Genomic DNA, 17505 nt, shown 5'->3' with positions numbered 1-17505 from the left:
TTGCTCGCGAAGGCGGTGGGTCAGCTTGCAACAATGTTGAATATGCAATTGCATTCGCGAGCAAGCCCGCTCCCACAAGGCGTAACAATGGCCGGGTTATCGCTGTAGCCGATCCAGCGCCTCGCCACTGCGCTTGAACCAGTCGATCAAATAGTCGGCCAGCACCTGGGTGCGCTTGGGCAGGCCGCCCTGGTACGGGTGCACCAGGTACATCGGCATGCGCCGGGTCTGGTAGTCGCGCAGCAGCCAATGCAGGCGTCCGTCCGCCAACGCTTCATGCAGCAGGTACGACGGCAGCCGGGCGATTCCGGCACCGGCCAGGGCGGCCTTTTTCAGCAGGCTGTAGTGATTGCTGGCGAACGGCCCCGACACTCGGACCCGCAACAGTTCGTGTTGTTGGTGGTAAAGCCATTCTTCCCGGCCGCTGTAGTGGCTGTTGAGCAAACAGCGGTGCTCGGCCAGGGCCTGGGGCGTTTCAGGTTCGCCATAGTGTTCGAGGTAGGCCGGGCTGGCGCAGGTCATTTCGTGCCACGCCAACAATGGCCGGGCCACCAGCCGCTCATCGATGGCGGCGTCGGAGCGGATCGCCAGGTCGAAACCATCGCGGCTCAAGTCACGGTAACCGTTGTTGAGCTCCAGTTCGATCTGCACGTTGGGGTACGTGCGAGCGAACTCCATCAGCAAACCCTCGAAGAAGGTTTCACCCAACGAAACCGGAACCGTCATACGCACCGGCCCGCAAATGTCATCCTTCAACCGAGCCAATGCCTGACGCGCCCTTTCCACCTGCACCAGCAGCGCCTGGGCCTGAGGCAACAGCGCCGCCCCTGCCGCCGTCAGGCTCAAGCGCCGTGTGGTGCGTTGCAGCAACACCACCGAAAACCGGCTTTCCAACAGGCTGATGCGCTTGGACAACTGGCCCTTGCTGCACCCCAATTGCTGGGCCGCCAAGGTAAAACTGCCGGCCTCCATCAACACGGCGAACGCCGCCAGGTCATCCATTTCGCTCATTGGATTGTTTCCAAATGAAAACCAAAGGTTGCCTATTAGCATGATTATCACTGGAAAGAACCCCTCTAGACTGAAAACTCGTTCAACCCATTAAGGAACAGCTCATGAAAATCCTCTTGATCGGTGCCAACGGCACGATCGGTTCGGCCATTGATAAAGAACTGTCGCCCCGCCACGAAATCGTTCGGATCGGCCGCCACAGCGGTGAACTGCAGGTGGATATCAGCGACAGCGCCTCGATTCGCGCCCTGTTCGAGAAGACTGGCCGTTTTGACGCCCTGGTCTGTGCCGCCGGCAACGTCACCTTTGCGCCCCTGGCCGACATGACCGAAGACAGCTTTGCCCTGGGCTTGAAAGACAAGCTGATGGGCCAGGTCAACCTGCTGCTGATCGGTCGCGAATTCGCCAATGACGGCGCCTCCTTCACCTTCACCACCGGCGTACTCAGCCACGACCCGATCAAGAGCGGTGCTTCGGCGGCCCTGGTCAACGGCGCCCTGGACAGTTTCGTGCGCGCCGCAGCAATCGAGTTGCCACGGGGCCTGCGGGTCAACTCGGTGAGCCCGAACGTGCTGCTGGAAGCCATGGACAAATACGCGCCTTATTTCCGCGGTTTCAAACCCGTACCCGCAGTGGATGTGGCATTGGCCTACGCCAAGAGCGTCGAAGGCCTACAAACCGGTCAGACCTTTCATGTGGGTTAACACCCCTTGTGATGCAGGATTAGTCTGAGTAACGTGGCGGCACTTGTCTGGAGACCCAATGATGCGTGCCGCCCGCTCCCTGCTGTTTGTCGCCCTCCTGCCGCTGTTCACCGGCTGCCAATTGCTCGACACCCCACGTCAGAGCGCCTCCCACGCCGGACAGACACGTCTGCAGGGCGAACTCACGGCGGCCGATGGCAAACTGGTGTTCCAACCGTGCCAGGAACAGCGCCGCTACATCGTCAACGACAGCGGTGGCACCAGCGTGCTGCAACAGGCCGCCAGCCTGGCCGATGACCAGGGCAAACTGTTTGCCGATGTACGTGGCCGTATCGTTTCCAGTGCAGCGGCCGGCACCGACAGTCAGTTGGACGTTGAACAGCTGTATCGCCTGGAGCGCTCGGGAACGGCTTGCGAAGACGTCGACTTCAAACGCGTGATCCTGCGCGCTGCGGGACACAGCCCGGAATGGACGCTCAAGGCCAGTGGCAAGGGCCTGGTGCTGGACCGCGAAGGCCAGCCGCCGCTGGCGGTGCCTTACGTCGAGGAGCAATTGGGCGATGGCCGCTTCAACCTGGGCACCGAGGCCAACGGCCAGAAAGTCGAGCTGTGGGTCACACCTGCACGTTGTGTCGACAGCGTCAGCGACAGCGTGCAACACATGAGCGCCGAGTTGCGGGTCAACGGCCAGGTCCAACGCGGCTGCGCCTACTTCGGCGGCGCGCGCGACGACTGATTCACAGCTTTTGGCTTATAATCGCCGGTTCACGCCCTGGTGCAGTTGTGCATCCCGCGAACCGGACCCCGCCATGTTACGAATCACCGAACTCAAGCTGCCAATCGATCACCCCGAAGAAGACTTGCGCCCTGCCATCGTGCAGCGCCTGGGCATCGCCAGCGATGACCTGCTCGACTTCACCCTGTTCAAGCGCAGCTACGATGCGCGCAAGAAATCCTCCGAACTGTGCTTCATCTACACCATCGACCTGACGGTGCGTGATGAAGCCAGCCTGCTGCGCAAGTTCGCCGATGACCGTAACGTCAACGAAGCGCCGGATATCAGCTACAAAGTGGTGGGCCAGGCCCCGGCCGACTTGAGCGAGCGGCCGATCGTGGTCGGCTTCGGCCCGTGCGGGATTTTCGCCGCCCTGTTGCTGGCGCAGATGGGTTTCAAGCCGATCATCCTCGAACGTGGCCCGGAAGTGCGCCAGCGCACCAAGGACACCTGGGGCCTGTGGCGCAAAAGTGTGCTCAACCCCGAGTCCAATGTGCAGTTCGGTGAAGGCGGCGCAGGGACGTTTTCCGATGGCAAGCTCTACAGCCAGATCAAGGATCCGAAATTCCTTGGCCGCAAGGTCCTGCACGAATTCGTCAAGGCCGGGGCGCCGGAAGAAATCCTCTACGTCAGCAAGCCGCACATCGGCACGTTCCGCCTGACAGGCGTGGTGGAAACCATGCGTGAGCAGATTCGCGCCCTGGGCGGCGAAGTACGCTTCCAGCAACGGGTCACCGATGTGCTGATCGAGGACGGCCAACTGGTCGGCGTCGAATTGGCCGGCGGTGAGCGCATTCATTCGAAACACGTGATCCTCGCCCTCGGCCACAGCGCCCGAGACACGTTCCGTATGCTCCACAGCCGTGGCGTGTATATGGAAGCCAAGCCGTTCTCGGTGGGCTTCCGCATCGAACACCCGCAATCGCTGATCGACAGCGCGCGCCTGGGCAAGTACGCCGGCCATCCGAAACTCGGCGCCGCCGACTACAAACTGGTGCACCACGCCAAGAATGGCCGCTCGGTGTACAGCTTCTGCATGTGCCCGGGCGGCACCGTGGTAGCGGCGACGTCCGAGCCAAACCGCGTCGTCACCAACGGCATGAGCCAGTATTCGCGCAATGAGCGCAACGCCAACTCCGGCATCGTCGTCGGCATTACCCCGGAAGTGGATTATCCGGGTGGCCCGCTGGCCGGTATCGAGTTGCAGGAACGCCTGGAGTCCCACGCGTTCGTGCTCGGCGGCAGCAACTACGAGGCCCCGGCGCAACTGGTGGGCGATTTCATCGCCGGCAAGCCGTCTACGGCGCTGGGCAGCGTCGAACCTTCCTACAAGCCTGGGGTGTCCCTGGGTGATCTGGCCCTGGCCTTGCCGGACTTCGCCATCGAAGCCATCCGCGAAGCCTTGCCGGCGTTCGAGAAACAGATTCGCGGCTACTCGCTGCACGACGCCGTGCTGACCGGCATCGAAACCCGCACCTCATCGCCCCTGCGCATCACCCGCAACGAATCGCTGCAGAGCCTGAACGTCAAGGGCCTGTTCCCGGCGGGTGAAGGCGCCGGCTATGCGGGCGGAATCCTGTCGGCGGGGGTGGACGGGATCCGGATTGCCGAGGCTGTGGCGCGGGATATCCTTGGCCTCGAGGCCTGAGGGGACAATGCTGTTCACTCAAGGCCGCCAAAGGCCCAAGTAAACAGCATTATCCTGTGGGAGCGAGCTTGCTCGCGATGGCGACCTGGCATTCAACACAGATGTTGACTGATCCACCGCTATCGCGAGCAAGCTCGCTCCCACAAGGGACCTCAGGGTTTTCAAGATTCAGATATTGGCCCGCAACACACTCTCTGGCAGTGCCTCGCCCCGCTCCACACTCGCCGCCACGATGTCCATCAGCCCGCTCAACGCATAACCTTGGGCCTTGAGCCATGCCGGGTCGTAATAGGTCGTGGCATAGCGCTCGCCACCGTCACACAAGATCGCCACGATCGACCCCGACTCGCCCGCATCTGCCATCTGCCGGGCCGCCATGAGTGCGCCGATCAGGTTGGTGCCGCTGGACCCGCCGACCCGTCGTCCCAGACGCTCGGCCAGGTAATGCATGGCCGCCAGCGACAAGGCATCCGGGACCTTGACCATCGCATCGATGACGTTCGGCAGGAACGACGCTTCGACTCGCGGCCGGCCGATACCCTCGATGCGTGAACCGCAATCCAGGCGCAGGCTGGCGTCGCCACTGCGGTAGTAATCGAAGAACACCGAACGCTCGGCGTCGGCACACAGCACGCGGGTGCCGTGCTGGCGGTAACGGACATAGCGTCCCAGGGTGGCCGTGGTGCCGCCGGTGCCGGGGCTGGAGATCAGCCATGTGGGCTCCGGATGCCGCTCGAAGCGCATCTGCTGGAAGATCGATTCGGCAATGTTGTTATTGGCCCGCCAGTCCGTGGCCCGCTCGGCATAGGTGAACTGGTCGATGAAATGCCCGTCATGCTCGCGGGCCAGGCGCTCGGATTCGGCGTAGATCTGCGTAGGATCATCCACCAGGTGGCTCTGGCCACCATAGAAAGCGATCTGTGCGATTTTTTCCCTGGAGGTGGTCGCCGGCATCACCGCAATGAACGGCAGGCCCAGCAACCTGGCGAAGTAAGCCTCGGAAATCGCCGTCGAGCCGCTGGAGGCCTCGATCACTGGCGCACCGGGCTTGAGCCAGCCGTTACACAACGCATAGAGAAACAGCGAACGGGCCAACCGATGCTTGAGGCTGCCGGTGGGATGACTGGACTCATCCTTGAAGTACAACTCGATGCCCGGCAGGCCAGGCAGCGGCAGCGGAATCAGGTGAGTATCGGCGCTACGCTGGAAGTCTGCCTCGATGATGCGGATCGCTTCACGGGCCCACTGGCGGTGGTCGTTCATGGTGTGTTTGCTCACTGATCGTGTTCGGCGTGGGGAGATCACGCGCTCGTGCAGGCACGGCTGGAGTTCGGAAAAACCAGACGTCAGCTTAGGAAAAAACCGACATCACGCACAGGTACAGCTAAGGTCCAATATGACCCATAACTGCCGACTGCGTGGCGCAGGCCTTGTAACGCCATATAACAAAAAAGAATATAACTTTTGTTTTAACAACTAACAGTACGGGTTAGGGTGTGCCATCTTTTTGATTCGATACATGGAGAGCGATCGTGGCTCTACGCAATTCTCTGACACGTTTTTTTCAACTGGAGGCTGCCAGCGGCCTGCTGCTGATCGCCGCCGCCGTACTGGCCCTGGTCATCAACAATTCACCGCAGTCCTGGTTGTATAACGGCCTGCTGGACACCCCGGTGGTCGCCCAGGTGGGCGCCCTGAAGATCGCCAAACCCCTGCTGCTGTGGATCAACGACGGCCTGATGGCGATGTTCTTCCTGCTCATCGGTCTCGAAGTCAAACGTGAAGTACTCGACGGGCAACTATCAAAGCCGTCGCAAATCATCTTGCCGGGTGCGGCGGCGATTGGCGGCATGGTGGTGCCGGCGCTGATCTACTGGTTTCTCAACCGCGACAACCCGGCCGCCCTCGCCGGCTGGGCGATTCCGACGGCCACTGACATCGCGTTCGCCCTCGGCGTGCTGGCCTTGCTCGGCAAGCGGGTGCCGGTGTCGCTCAAACTGTTCCTGATGACCCTGGCGATCATCGATGACCTGGGCGCCATTATCATCATCGCCATCTTCTATTCCGGCGCCCTGTCGACCGTGTCGCTCATGCTGGCGGCCGCCTGCATCGCCGCGCTGGTGGCGATGAACCGAATGGGCGTGGTCAAGCTCGGGCCCTACATGGTCGTGGGCCTGATCCTCTGGGTCTGCGTGCTCAAGAGCGGTGTCCATGCCACATTGGCCGGGGTAACCCTGGCGTTCTGCATTCCGCTGCGCACGAAAAACGCCGAGACTTCGCCGCTGCTCACCCTGGAACATGCCCTGCACCCCTGGGTGGCCTATGGCATCCTGCCGCTGTTCGCCTTCGCCAATGCCGGCCTGTCCCTGAGCGGCGTCACCGTCGAGAGCTTCACCCATCACGTGCCAATGGGCATCGCCATCGGCCTGTTGCTGGGCAAGACCGTCGGCGTCTTCGGCCTGACCTGGCTGGCCGTGAAAATCGGCATCGCCAGCCTGCCCGCCGGCGCCAATTGGGGCCAGGTACTGGGCGTGGCGATCCTGTGCGGGATTGGTTTCACCATGAGCCTGTTCGTCGGCTCCCTGGCGTTCGAGCCGGGTGTGAGTGACTACGCTGGCATGGACCGGATGGGGATCCTCACCGGTTCGATCCTGGCGGCGTTGCTGGGTTATGCGGTGACGGCGACGGCCAGTCGCAAGCAGCCTGCATTGCCTGGCTGATCCTTGCTTCTGCGTTAGCGTCTTGAGAGCCATGGGAGGTTAAGGAACGGTGTGTATATCCGTTTCTGCAGTAACGGCGGCTGGCGGTTCCGCTCTTACAGCGGCTCACTTTTGAGAAGCCTGCGCGGCCCGGCGAAAAGTAAGCAAAACGCTTTATGCCCCACCACTCGGCCAGCGTGGTTAACGGGGCGCCGAGATCAACGTCCACCACGAGGCGGCCTAACAGCCGACCTGGTTCTGGGTGGGACCGCGTTTTTCCTGTGGGAGCGAGCTTGCTCGCGATGAGGCCAGCAGCCCAACATCCATGTGACTGACCCACCGTCATCGCGAGCAGGCTCGCTCCCACATTGGATCTTTCGCGGCGCCCTATTCATGTGCACCCGGAGTCCCTCTGTGGGAGCGGGCTTGCTCGCGAAGAGGCCGGTACATCCAACATCACCGCAAACTGACACACCGCCTTCGCGAGCAAGCCCGCTCCCACAGGAGAGACGCGGTCCCACCCAGAACCAGGTCGGCTACTAGGCCGCCTCGGTTCTGTTTTTGATCTGGGGCGCCCCGTTCAGCCATGCCGAGCCTAGGCGAGGCACCGAGTGGTGGGGCAAAGCGTTTTTGGTTACTTTTGGCGCTCTTCCAAAAGTGACCCGCTGTAAGAGCGGAACCATAAGTAGCCGTTACCGCAGCAACGGATATGCCCCCAAAAAAACCAGCAAGTATCGAAGAAACAAAAACGGCGCTTTCCCATTCAGGAAAAAGCGCCGTTTTTTCTTACCTGGCTCCTGCTTAGTGCGACACGCGACTCGTACCACCCACAGTGGAAATACGAACCCGCTCACCCACACGGAATACCTCGTTTTCCTGAACCTGCTGCACATAGGCACGCATGCTGCCGTCATCTTCACGAACGGTAATTTCCACACCCTGGGTGCGGGTCAGGCCTTCTTCAGTAGCCGAACCAATCAGGCCACCCGCCACGGCGCCGATCACGGCAGCGACGATGCTGCCACGGCCACCACCGATGGCACTGCCGCCTACGCCACCGACCACAGCACCGGCCGCACCACCGATTGGGGTCTTGGTGCCTTCGATCTTGACCGGACGCAAGGCTTCGATCGTGCCCATGCGAATCGTCTGCACGCGACGCGCCTCGTCACGGGAGTAGGAGTCACCGGTCAGGCTCGACTGACAGCCAGTGAGCAACATCGCCATCGTGGAAAAGGAAGCAACCAGCAAAACAGACTTACGCATAGCATCAAACTCCAAAAGACAGGGATTCATTAAACTCCGCAGCTTGACGCCTGTCACGGCCTCGCCGGGATAAAATTGCTTTCATTCAGGTGGGATACAGGCGCGCCCGAAAAATTCACCAAACAGTAGCGTCAATTTCCGAAACCTGCGTCATCAACCCTGGAATTTTTCATGGATTATTTCATTATCGTTGCCACCACCGTGGCCGGTTTGTATTTCCACTGGTGGCTGTACGTGCGGATCAAACGCTGGGTGGATCGCGATCTGGCGCTTTCACTGGCGGGGCCGGATGGGCAAAAGAAAACTTACATGTTGCAACAATTGGCGCGCGCCCAGGCACAAGGCATCAAGCGCCGCGACCTGCCGCAATGGCTCCAGACCGCCGCGGCAGGTTATTCCGATGCTAAGGCGCCAGACGCTCGCGAGCCCACTGCGCCCCTTGCAGGCGATAGTTGAGGCGATCGTGCAGGCGGCTCGGACGGCCCTGCCAGAACTCGATGCGTTCGGGCAGCAGGCGATAACCGCCCCAATGCTCGGGACAGTGTGGCTGGCTGTCGCTGAAGCGCTGCTCGGTGGCCTTGAGCAGGTCTTCCAGTTCGCCGCGCCCGGCAATCACCCGGCTCTGGGGTGACGCCCAGGCGCCCAAACGGCTGCCCAGCGGACGGACTTGGTAGTAGGCGTCCGACTCCTGCGCCGTGACCTTCACCACTTTACCCTCGATGCGCACCTGGCGCTCTAGGGTCGGCCAGAAAAACGTCATGGCCGCAAACGGATTCGCAGCCAGTTGCTGGCCCTTGGCGCTGTCGTAGTTGGTGAAGAACGTGAAGCCCTGGGCATCCAGGCCCTTGAGCAGCAGGATCCGGCAGTGCGGACGTCCCTGCTCATCCACCGTGGCCAGGGTCATGGCATTGGCCTCCACCGGGGCCTGTTCGGTCTTCACTGCGTCGGCGAACCATTGATGGAACAGGGCGAACGGCTCGGCCGGGGCTTGCGCCTCGGTCAAGCCGTCGCGGGTGTAGTCGCGGCGCATATCAGCCAGCGCTTGGGTCATGGCGCATTCCTTGTGGTTAGCCCATCACTGCTTGGGGGTATCGGCGGCCGCGACTTTCTTGGTATCGGTGGCGGCTTTGGCCGGTTGGGGCTTCTTCGCTGGGGTAGCGGGCTTGGCTGCGACCTTCTTTGCAGGCGCCTTGGTCGCGGCTTTTTTGGCCGGAGCTTTCTTGGCCGCGGCTTTGGTGGTCGAGGCCACCGCTTTTTTAGCCGCAGGCGCCGGCGCCGGGGCAGCAGGCTTCACATCCTGGGCGGCAACCATCGTCACTGGAGCCGGGGCCGGCATGTTGTACTTGCTCAGCAGCGCAACCATGGTGTTGGTCGGCGTGACCAGCAATTCCACACGACGGTTCAAGGCGCGACCCTCAACGCTGTCGTTGGCGGCACGTGGCGCCACTGCACCCATGCCGCGCAGCATCAGGCGATCACGTTGCAGGCCGCTGAGGCGGAAAATCGCCGCCACGGCCTGGGCACGCTCCTGGCTGAGCTTGAGGTTGGCCGGTGCGACGCCCGAGGTGTCGGCGTGACCAAGGATCAGCACGGCGGTCTTCGGGTCGGCTTCAAGGATCTTCGCCACGCGGGTAAACGGGCCGAGGGTCACGGGCAGCAGCATCGCCGGACGGTCCGGGTTGAAGGAACTGTCCACGGGCGCGGTGACCACCAGCACGTCCTCGCGGCGCTCGAGTTCTAGCTTGCTGTCCTGGATCGCCGTGCGCAGCTTCGGCTCGTAGTCGTCGAGCCAGGCCTGGGTGACTTTCGGATCGGGCATCGGCACCGCCTTGGCGGTTTCCTGGTCCTTGCCGCCGAACGGCCACCACCACTTGCCATTGCTTTCCGCTTCGGCCTTGGCAACAACTGCCGACGCCTTGGCCTCAGGCTTGGCCTCCACTTCTGCCTTTGCTTCGACTTTTCTGGCGGCGTCTGCGGCGGTTTCCTCGGAAGAGAACGGCCACCACCAGTGGCTGGCGCCCTCGGCCTTGGCTTGCGGTGCGACAGCGGCAGGCTTCAGGGGCGCCGCTGGCGCCGTTTCCTTGGCCGCCACCTTGTCGGAGGAGCCGAACGGCCACCAGCCGCCGCTGCCCTCGGCATCATTTTGTGGGTTTTGTGCGCAACCAGTGATAGCGAAGCACAGCGCCAGAGCGAGGGTTTTATTCGATGACATTGGATATCCACAAAATGATCTAAATGAAAAAACAAGGCCATGTTCTGGCCGCATAAACAGACGCTTCGAAACTGAAAAGGACACGAGGTTCCTGTGTCCATGGCCTTCAATGGCGCTTTATAGACAAGTGGCAAGCACCCGCGCAAGATTTTGCGCGCGCGGGTCCATCAAAACGTAAGGCCCGAGCGTGTTGGTCACGAAACCGAACGCTACATCATGTTCGGGATCGGCAAACCCGATGGAGCCCCCGGCCCCCGGATGACCGAACGCCCGTGGGCCGAGGCCGTAGGTCGCGTTCGGCACATCCGGCTGGTCGAGCATGCAACCCAGGCCGAAACGGGTCTGGGTCAACAACGTCTTATCCTCGCCAAAACTGTGCTGGCGAGTCAGTTCGTCGAGCATTTCACCTTCCAGCAGGCTGCCGTCCAGCAAACCCGCATAGAACCCGGCCAGGCTGCGGGCATTGCCGTGGCCATTGGCCGCCGGTTGCTGCATGCGCCGCCATTCCGGCTTATTGGTGCTGGTCATGATCGACGGTGGGTTGGTAAAGGCCCGGGTGGTCATGGCCGTCGGTTCGCGCATCGTCACCTGCAGCAGGCGCTGGGCCGCCGCATCGCCGGCGTTGCCTTTGCCACGGGCGATGTGGGCCACGCGATGGAACTCGTCGTCGGCCAGGCCAACGTGGAAATCCAGGCCCAACGGCTTGGCGACGCGGGCGACGATGGACTCCCCCGGGCCACGCCCATCGGCCCGGCGCAACAGCTCGCCCACCAGCCAGCCGTAAGTGATCGCGGCATAACCGTGGCCTTCGCCCGGCGTCCACCATGGTGTTTCGGCAGCCAGGGCATCGACCATGGCTTGCCAGTCATAAAGCGCTTCGGGCGGCAGCAATTCATGCAGCGCCGGCAGCCCAGCCTGGTGGCAGAGCAGTTGGCGCAGGGTGATGGATTGCTTGCCGGCCGCAGCAAACTCTGGCCAATAGCGGGCTACCGGGGCGTCCAACTGCAACTTGCCTTCGGCCACCAGTTGCAGGGCGGTGACGGCGGTGAACGTCTTGGTGCATGAAAACAGGTTGGCGATGGTGTCGCTGTGCCAGGCTTCATGGCCATCCTTGTCGGCGGTACCGGCCCACAGGTCGATCACCGTGCGGCCACCCACCTGGATGCACAACGCCGCGCCGCGCTCCTGGGGAGCATCGAACAGCGCCGCGAATGCTTCACGCACCGCCTCGAACTGAAGCTCATAATGGCCTTGAATCTGCACCCGCAACTCCCTTGAAACAAAGACTTTTTAGAGTGGCTGGCATTGTTTCAGGCATTAGGTCATTTGGGAACCGCCACAGGACGGCTGGCTAAGCATGCCCCTGTGGCAAGAAGAACCTGTGGGCCCGCGAAGAGGCCTGTGAGGTCTTTCTGAGACCCAGGTGCCTTCATCGCGGGCAAGCCTTGCTCCCACAAATACATTGCTTCACCGTGAAATCGCAGCGGCCTCAGGAAATCTCCCGTCGAAACGGCGGCAACGCATTGAGGATCGCCTTGCCATAGCGCTGGGTGACCAGCCGTCGGTCAAGCAAGGTGATGGTGCCGCGATCCTCTTCGGTACGTAGCAAGCGGCCACACGCCTGGACCAGTTTCAGCGAAGCGTCCGGTACGGAGATTTCCATGAACGGGTTGCCACCGCGGGCCTCGATCCACTCGGCCAGCGCCGCCTCCACGGGGTCGTCGGGAACCGAGAACGGGATCTTGGCAATCACCACGTGTTCGCAATAGGCACCGGGCAAGTCCACGCCTTCGGCGAAGCTCGCCAGGCCGAACAGCACGCTGGAGTCCCCACCGTCGACCCGTGCCTTGTGCTTGTTCAGTGTTTCCTGCTTCGACAGGTTGCCCTGGATGAACACCTGCTTGCGCCAGTCCCGGTCAAGGCCATCGAACACGTCCTGCATCTGTTTGCGCGAGGAAAACAGCACCAGCGTGCCCCGTGAGCCTTCCACCAGTTCCGGCAGGTCGCGGATGATCGCCGCGGTGTGGGCGGCGGCATCCCGTGGGTCGGCCTTGAGGTCGGGCACCCGCAGCACGCCGGCATCGGCGTGGTGGAAGGGGCTCGGGACCACGGCGGTCACGGCTTTCTTCGGCAGGCCGGCGCGCATGCGAAAGCGGTCGAACGTGCCCAGGGCGGTCAGCGTGGCGGACGTCACCAGCGCGCCATAGGCCACGTTCCACAGATTGCGCCGCAGCATTTCCGCGGCCAGGATCGGGCTGGCATTGACCTCGATGTCGAACAGCGAACCGCTTTCGGCCAGGGTCAGCCAGCGCGCCATCGGCGGGTTGTCTTCCGGGTCTTCGGCGGTGAATGCCGTCCACAGCTCCCAGTTGCCCTGGGATCGGGACAACAGGCTGCCGAACAGCGGGTACCACTCCTCGGCCTGGTTGCTGGCGATACCGATGTTGACCTCGCCGTCCATGCCTTCCTTGAGCAGGTCGGTCAGGCGCGTGAACAGGTCGGTCAGGCGCGCGAAACCTTTCTTGAGCTCGATGCCCATTTCGCGCATGTGTTCAGGAATCACTCCACCGACGAAGCGATGGCGTGGCCGCTCGCGGCCCTCGACGTCTTCGCCGGGTTTGAAATCGGCCACTTGCTCGCACGCGGTGAACATGAACTGCTGGTTCGTCTTGATTTCCCGCGCCAGCTCGGGCACTTGCTCGATGAACTTGCCCAGGTCACCCGGCAACGGATGCTGGGCCAGCAGCTTGGTAAGGTTCTTGGCGGTGGTTTCCAGCCAGTCGGCGGTGGAACGCAGCCGGGTGTAATGGGCGAAATGGCCGATGGCCTTGTCCGGCAGGTGATGGCCTTCGTCGAACACGTAGATCGTGTCGCGCGGGTCCGGCAGCACCGCACCGCCGCCCAGGGCCAGGTCGGCCAGGACCATGTCGTGGTTGGTGACGATGACGTCGACCTTGCCCATGCCTTCGCGAGCCTTGTAGAAGGCGCACTGGCCGAAGTTCGGGCAATGGCGGTTGGTGCATTGGCTATGGTCGGTCGTCAGGCGGGACCAGTCAGCGTCTTCCAGGGCCGTGGACCAGCTGTCGCGGTCGCCGTCCCATTTATTGCCCGCCAGTTTCTCGATCATGCTGGTGAACAGCTTCTGGCTGGCTTCATCCACCTCGATCTTGAAGCCTTCTTCTTCGAACAACTGGGCCGTGGCGGTCTGCGCCTGGCCTTCCTGGAGCAACATGTCGAGCTTGGACAGGCACATGTAGCGCCCGCGGCCCTTGGCCAGCGCGAAGGTGAAGTTCAGCCCACTGTTGCGCATCAGGTCGGGCAGGTCCTTGTAGACGATCTGCTCCTGCAGGGCGACGGTGGCCGTGGCGATCACCAGGCGCTTGCCGGCGGCCTTGGCGGTGGGAATCGCCGCCAGGCTGTAGGCCACGGTCTTGCCGGTACCGGTGCCGGCCTCCACCGCCACCACGGCAGGCTCGCCGCTGCGCCGGCCTTCGTCGTCGGTGTCGATGTCGCCCAGGACTTTTGCCACTTCGGCAATCATCAGGCGCTGGCCATATCGCGGCTTGAGGCTCTTGGCTTCGAGAAAACGCGAATAGGCGCCCTGGATCGTGGTTTTGAGTTCGGTGCTGATCATGAATGGTCGGGCGCTAAAAACGCTGGATAAATTTTCAGTGGTTCGGATCGGCGGCTATCATACCCCGCTAATGAATCCTGCGCAGAACGGAGTAACCCAATGACACCCTTTGCCCTTGTCTACACCCTGCATTTACTGGCGGCCCTGGTCTGGGTCGGCGGCATGTTCTTCGCCTGGATGATCCTGCGCCCCGCCGCAATGACGGCGCTTGAGGGCCCTGCCCGGCTCAAGTTGTGGGTAGAAGTGTTTCAGCGTTTTTTCGTCTGGGTCTGGGTCGCGGTCGTACTTTTGCCGATCAGCGGCGTAGGCCTGATCCATCTGCGCTTCGCCGGTTTCGAAACCGCGCCGCGTTATGTGCAGGTGATGATGGGGTTGTATGTGGTGATGACGGCGCTGTTTATCCGCATCCAGGGCTTGCAGCTGCCCGCATTGCGCAACGCCGTGACGGCGCAGGACTGGCCGACGGGTGCGGCGGTGCTGGGGAAGATCCGGCGGTTGGTGGGAATCAATCTGTTGATCGGGTTGCTGGTGGTGGCGATCGGCGCGGCGCGACCGATGTTCTGAAAATAGTGCACCGGTCCCTGTGGGAGCGAGCTCGCTCGCGATGACGGCATGTCGGGCAATACTTCATCGACTGACACAACGCCATCGCGAGCAAGCTCGCTCCCACAGGTTCAGATCCGATTTTTCTTCAGAACCGCTGCACCGTCACCGTCCCCGCCGCTCCGGCAGGCCCTGGCTGGCCATCGGCGCCAGGACGGCCGCTTTTACCGCCATCGGCGGTATAGACCAGGCACCCCTTGGCCTTGCCTCCCGCCCCGGGTTTGCCGCCGTGTCCCGCCGCGCCACCGGCACCGCCGTCCACCGTCACCTTGATCTGCTCGGCAGGGTAGGCCCGGGGCAGCTCGAGGCGTACCTGCGCGCCAGCGGCCCCCGGCTGGCCATCACTGCCATTGCTGCCGTCGGCACCGCGACCGGCCGAACCCCAGGTGCAACCCGGCGCCTGGCCATTGGCACCGTCAAGACCGACGAACCCCGGTGCACCGGTGCCGCCACGGGCGTCCACCGACAACAACGGCGCATTCAACGCCTTGAAATGCAGATTGAGATCACGCCCCGGCCGCGCGGCCTTGGTGTAGGTCCCCGGGGCGCCGCGTGAAGTGATCTGGCTGCCCTCGGCCAATTCAGCCTGGGCCACTTTCATTTCCAGTACCTGCGGCGCCGGCACGATGGCGATCCGCGCTTCACGCCCCAGGTGCAACTGGTCGATGGTCAATTCAGTGACATTGGAAGGCACCAGCAGCGTGCCGTAATCGGCCACGTCCAGTCGTTCCAGGGTCAGGGTGCTGGTGGTATTGGGCAGGCGCATCAACGAATGGCCTTCGACCTGGAGCACCTGGGCCGAAGCCCATGGGCATACGAGTGCGGCAAGCAGACACAGTTTACGCATGGGAAGCCTCTGGCGCGGTCGGGAGGGTTTGCACGTGGAAGATGCCGAACAGCAGCACTCTGAGGCGATCGCGGCCAGGCGCGGGGCGGCCACGGAAACTGGCCCGGAACAACAACAGTTCCAGCAGATGGAGTACCAGCAAAAACGCGCCGGCGACATTGACCAGCAGATGCAGCGGATGGACGAACGGCACCACCAGATTGACCAGCACCACCAGCCAGAACAGCAGGGTCAGCAAGCGCCCCAGCCCCCAAAACACCTTCATACGCCCCCCTGATCGAGCATTATTCTTTGCCCGCACAGTAACGGCTTGCGCGCAGGATAAGCCAGGGGGTCCGGTAAATTTAATCTAACCCGGGCCCTGGCCCACCGGATCGTCCTCCCGACGACCCGGCAGCCCTGGGCCGCGCCTCAGCGTTGGATATGCAATTCAACCCGACGGTTCTGCGCCCGCCCTTCATCGGTCTCATTGTCGGCCACCGGCTCGCTTTCACCCTTGCCTTCGCTGGTGAGTTTGCCGGGGGCCAGCCCCTGGCTCAGCAAATACTCCACGACGCTGCTGGCCCGGCGTTCGGACAGCCCTTGATTATAGGCATCGGTGCCGACACTGTCGGTGTGGCCCACCACCCGGATGCTGGCGACATTGGCATGGCTGAGTTTGCCCATCAGCCCATCGAGCTGGCTTCGAGCGTCTGCGGTGAGATCGGATTTGTCGAAATCGAACAGCACCTTGCCCGCGTCGTTGAGGGTGATGACCTCGCTCGCCGGTGCTGGCGGTTCGACCGGTGGCGCACTGGCCGGGTATTGCGGCACCGGGCAACCGTGATGCTCGACCGGCGTATTGGCCGGGGTATCGGGACACCGGTCGCGGCGGTCGAACACACCGTCGTCGTCTTCATCGCCATCCTGGGCGTAGCAGATCAAGCCTCCGCCCAGCAGCCCCAATGCGGCGCCGCCGGCGGCCCAACCACTGCTTTCAATGGCCCCCAACCCGCCGCCGACGAGGCCGCCGATCAGGCTACAGATTGGCCAGGTGCGTTGATTGAGGGGTGCGCTGCCGTCGCTGTGAGTGGCGCAGCCGGACAACAGGCTGCTTGCCAGCAGTACCGGTAAAGCGGCCCTGATTAGAAGGTTCATGGTGAAGGCTCCTGTGTCACCGGCCCATACCGGTCACACAGGAGTAAAGACCCGCATCCGCAACTCGACAAGCCGCGGATGACAAGGGTTTCAGCGGTTTATCTTGATTTCCGTGCGGCGGTTCATCGCGCGGCCATCGGCGGTCTTGTTATCGGCCACCGGCTGGCTCTCGCCGGCACCGGACACCGAGACGAAACTGGCGCGCGGTACGCCGTTCTCGACCAGGTATTGCACCACCGAGTTGGCCCGTTTCTCCGACAGTTTCTGGTTGTAGGCATCGCTGCCGACGCTGTCGGTATGGCCGGTGACCCGCAGTTGCGCGGTGGACGTTTCCTGTTTCAGCCGGGTGGCGACCGTGCTCAGTACCTCTTTGTCGGCCGGGGTCAGCGTGGCTTTGTTGAATTCAAAGTGCACGTCGCGGATCACGATGGTTTCTTCCTTGACCACCACGACTTCTTCAACGACCACCGGCGCCGGAGCAGGCGGCGGGCAGCCATCGGCATCGACCTGCACGCCCTTCGGTGTGCCTGGGCACTTGTCACGGCTGTCCGGCACACCATCGCCGTCTTCGTCGCCGTCGCCATGGGCCCAGCACCAGCCCGCCGCCACAGTGCCGGCCACCAGCGCTCCCGGGCCGATCCAGGAACTGCTTTCGATGGCGCCCAATCCCGCGCCGACGACACCGCCAGTGGCCGCACAGATCGGCCAGTCGGTTTTCTGCAAACCTGCGCAACCAGTCAACACACTGGTTAGCAGAACCAGGGGTAACGCTGTCCGAACTATGCTCATCGGGTTTTCTCCTTGAGGGATCGGCTTGGCGCCGATTCAGGGGAGTAAAGACCCGACTTCGTATCTGCGCCAGCCTGAGCAATCGCGGGTTTTCGCCCCGTGTTTGCGAAGATTCCGCACGTTCAGAGACAAACCGCTCTAGGCCATGCTGTCCGGGCAGGCTATCGTGGGGGTTCTGAC

17 protein-coding genes are annotated in these 17505 nt (G+C 62.6%); 6 read left to right on the top strand and 11 right to left on the bottom strand.

The genetic code is table 11. The features are described 5' to 3' along the window. Positions 1–96: 96 nt before the first annotated feature. Complete coding sequence (locus BLO80_RS18015) at positions 97–1011, bottom strand: LysR family transcriptional regulator (RefSeq protein WP_092329173.1); 915 nt, start codon at positions 1009–1011, stop codon at positions 97–99. A 104-nt stretch (positions 1012–1115) separates the two neighbouring features. On the opposite strand from BLO80_RS18015, the gene BLO80_RS18010 reads away from it, so the two are divergent. The 3 genes from BLO80_RS18010 to BLO80_RS18000 all read left to right on the top strand — a co-directional run bounded on the left by BLO80_RS18010 (position 1116) and on the right by BLO80_RS18000 (position 4138). Then, the gene (locus tag BLO80_RS18010) at positions 1116–1715 is read left to right on the top strand and encodes a short chain dehydrogenase (RefSeq protein ID WP_092329176.1); all 600 of its coding nucleotides are present in this window, start codon (positions 1116–1118) and stop codon (positions 1713–1715) included. Between the two features lie 61 nt (positions 1716–1776). Then, positions 1777–2451, top strand: a complete 675-nt coding sequence (locus BLO80_RS18005) for a COG3650 family protein (protein WP_092165973.1) — start codon at positions 1777–1779, stop codon at positions 2449–2451. A 73-nt stretch (positions 2452–2524) separates the two neighbouring features. Further along, positions 2525–4138, top strand: coding sequence for an NAD(P)/FAD-dependent oxidoreductase (locus BLO80_RS18000; RefSeq protein ID WP_072409618.1), 1614 nt, complete (start codon positions 2525–2527; stop codon positions 4136–4138). Positions 4139–4306: 168 nt separating this feature from the next. Here the strand turns inward: BLO80_RS18000 and BLO80_RS17995 are convergent, their stop codons facing one another. Further along, positions 4307–5401, bottom strand: a complete 1095-nt coding sequence (locus tag BLO80_RS17995) for a PLP-dependent cysteine synthase family protein (protein ID WP_092329181.1) — start codon at positions 5399–5401, stop codon at positions 4307–4309. A gap of 269 nt (positions 5402–5670) precedes the next feature. Here BLO80_RS17995 and nhaA point away from each other — a divergent pair, with 269 nt between their 5' ends. Next, positions 5671–6858, top strand: a complete 1188-nt coding sequence (gene nhaA / locus BLO80_RS17990) for a Na+/H+ antiporter NhaA (RefSeq protein WP_092329183.1) — start codon at positions 5671–5673, stop codon at positions 6856–6858. Between the two features lie 780 nt (positions 6859–7638). On the opposite strand, the gene BLO80_RS17985 is transcribed toward nhaA, so the two are convergent. Beyond that, positions 7639–8103, bottom strand: coding sequence for an outer membrane lipoprotein (locus tag BLO80_RS17985; protein WP_063322674.1), 465 nt, complete (start codon positions 8101–8103; stop codon positions 7639–7641). Between the two features lie 171 nt (positions 8104–8274). On the opposite strand from BLO80_RS17985, the gene BLO80_RS17980 reads away from it, so the two are divergent. Next, positions 8275–8559: a hypothetical protein gene (locus BLO80_RS17980; RefSeq protein ID WP_092329186.1), complete on the top strand. Its 285-nt coding sequence runs from the start codon at positions 8275–8277 to the stop codon at positions 8557–8559. Here BLO80_RS17980 and pdxH read toward each other — a convergent pair. From pdxH to dinG, 4 genes are all read right to left on the bottom strand, one after another. Next, on the bottom strand, positions 8507–9154 hold the full coding sequence (gene pdxH / locus BLO80_RS17975) for a pyridoxamine 5'-phosphate oxidase (RefSeq protein WP_092205462.1): 648 nt from the start codon (positions 9152–9154) through the stop codon (positions 8507–8509). The two genes, BLO80_RS17980 and pdxH, sit on opposite strands and share 53 nt — an antisense overlap. 24 nt (positions 9155–9178) lie before the next feature. Then, positions 9179–10315, bottom strand: a complete 1137-nt coding sequence (locus tag BLO80_RS17970; protein ID WP_092329189.1) for an OmpA family protein — start codon at positions 10313–10315, stop codon at positions 9179–9181. Between the two features lie 117 nt (positions 10316–10432). After that, positions 10433–11578, bottom strand: coding sequence for a serine hydrolase domain-containing protein (locus BLO80_RS17965; protein WP_092329191.1), 1146 nt, complete (start codon positions 11576–11578; stop codon positions 10433–10435). A 226-nt stretch (positions 11579–11804) separates the two neighbouring features. Beyond that, entirely contained in the window at positions 11805–13949 is a 2145-nt protein-coding gene (gene dinG, locus BLO80_RS17960) for an ATP-dependent DNA helicase DinG (RefSeq protein WP_092329194.1), read from the bottom strand. Between the two features lie 99 nt (positions 13950–14048). On the opposite strand from dinG, the gene BLO80_RS17955 reads away from it, so the two are divergent. Next, a complete protein-coding gene (locus tag BLO80_RS17955; RefSeq protein WP_092329196.1) occupies positions 14049–14513 on the top strand; it encodes a CopD family protein in 465 nt (154 codons plus the stop codon). A 127-nt stretch (positions 14514–14640) separates the two neighbouring features. On the opposite strand, the gene BLO80_RS17950 is transcribed toward BLO80_RS17955, so the two are convergent. The 4 genes from BLO80_RS17950 to BLO80_RS17935 form a co-directional block, all read right to left on the bottom strand. After that, the gene (locus BLO80_RS17950) at positions 14641–15399 is read right to left on the bottom strand and encodes a hypothetical protein (RefSeq protein WP_092329199.1); all 759 of its coding nucleotides are present in this window, start codon (positions 15397–15399) and stop codon (positions 14641–14643) included. After that, positions 15392–15664, bottom strand: coding sequence for a DUF1145 domain-containing protein (locus tag BLO80_RS17945; protein ID WP_092205456.1), 273 nt, complete (start codon positions 15662–15664; stop codon positions 15392–15394). Before BLO80_RS17945 ends, BLO80_RS17950 begins: the two co-directional genes overlap by 8 nt. Before the next feature lie 146 nt (positions 15665–15810). Then, positions 15811–16536 (bottom strand): PA1041 family peptidoglycan-binding anchor lipoprotein, encoded by a 726-nt coding sequence (locus BLO80_RS17940; protein ID WP_092329202.1) that lies wholly within the window; start codon positions 16534–16536, stop codon positions 15811–15813. A gap of 90 nt (positions 16537–16626) precedes the next feature. Continuing rightward, complete coding sequence (locus BLO80_RS17935; RefSeq protein ID WP_092329204.1) at positions 16627–17325, bottom strand: PA1041 family peptidoglycan-binding anchor lipoprotein; 699 nt, start codon at positions 17323–17325, stop codon at positions 16627–16629. Positions 17326–17505: the final 180 nt, after the last annotated feature.

Source organism: Pseudomonas sp. NFACC56-3 (assembly GCF_900100025.1).
Taxonomy (GTDB): domain Bacteria; phylum Pseudomonadota; class Gammaproteobacteria; order Pseudomonadales; family Pseudomonadaceae; genus Aquipseudomonas; species Aquipseudomonas fluorescens_AA.
The sequence above is the reverse complement of the archived record's forward strand: the minus strand, read 5'-3'. Positions and strand labels throughout refer to the sequence as shown.

Bases quoted from the DNA above. Each gene is read 5' to 3' on its own strand.
- BLO80_RS18015 (WP_092329173.1), bottom strand. From the start codon at position 1,011: ATGAGCGAAATGGATGACCTGGCGGCGTTCGCCGTGTTGATGGAGGCC.
- BLO80_RS18010 (WP_092329176.1), top strand. From the start codon at position 1,116: ATGAAAATCCTCTTGATCGGTGCCAACGGCACGATCGGTTCGGCCATT.
- BLO80_RS18005 (WP_092165973.1), top strand. From the start codon at position 1,777: ATGCGTGCCGCCCGCTCCCTGCTGTTTGTCGCCCTCCTGCCGCTGTTC.
- BLO80_RS18000 (WP_072409618.1), top strand. From the start codon at position 2,525: ATGTTACGAATCACCGAACTCAAGCTGCCAATCGATCACCCCGAAGAA.
- BLO80_RS17995 (WP_092329181.1), bottom strand. From the start codon at position 5,401: ATGAACGACCACCGCCAGTGGGCCCGTGAAGCGATCCGCATCATCGAG.
- BLO80_RS17985 (WP_063322674.1), bottom strand. From the start codon at position 8,103: ATGCGTAAGTCTGTTTTGCTGGTTGCTTCCTTTTCCACGATGGCGATG.
- BLO80_RS17980 (WP_092329186.1), top strand. From the start codon at position 8,275: ATGGATTATTTCATTATCGTTGCCACCACCGTGGCCGGTTTGTATTTC.
- pdxH (WP_092205462.1), bottom strand. From the start codon at position 9,154: ATGACCCAAGCGCTGGCTGATATGCGCCGCGACTACACCCGCGACGGC.
- BLO80_RS17970 (WP_092329189.1), bottom strand. From the start codon at position 10,315: ATGTCATCGAATAAAACCCTCGCTCTGGCGCTGTGCTTCGCTATCACT.
- dinG (WP_092329194.1), bottom strand. From the start codon at position 13,949: ATGATCAGCACCGAACTCAAAACCACGATCCAGGGCGCCTATTCGCGT.
- BLO80_RS17955 (WP_092329196.1), top strand. From the start codon at position 14,049: ATGACACCCTTTGCCCTTGTCTACACCCTGCATTTACTGGCGGCCCTG.
- BLO80_RS17950 (WP_092329199.1), bottom strand. From the start codon at position 15,399: ATGCGTAAACTGTGTCTGCTTGCCGCACTCGTATGCCCATGGGCTTCG.
- BLO80_RS17945 (WP_092205456.1), bottom strand. From the start codon at position 15,664: ATGAAGGTGTTTTGGGGGCTGGGGCGCTTGCTGACCCTGCTGTTCTGG.
- BLO80_RS17940 (WP_092329202.1), bottom strand. From the start codon at position 16,536: ATGAACCTTCTAATCAGGGCCGCTTTACCGGTACTGCTGGCAAGCAGC.
- BLO80_RS17935 (WP_092329204.1), bottom strand. From the start codon at position 17,325: ATGAGCATAGTTCGGACAGCGTTACCCCTGGTTCTGCTAACCAGTGTG.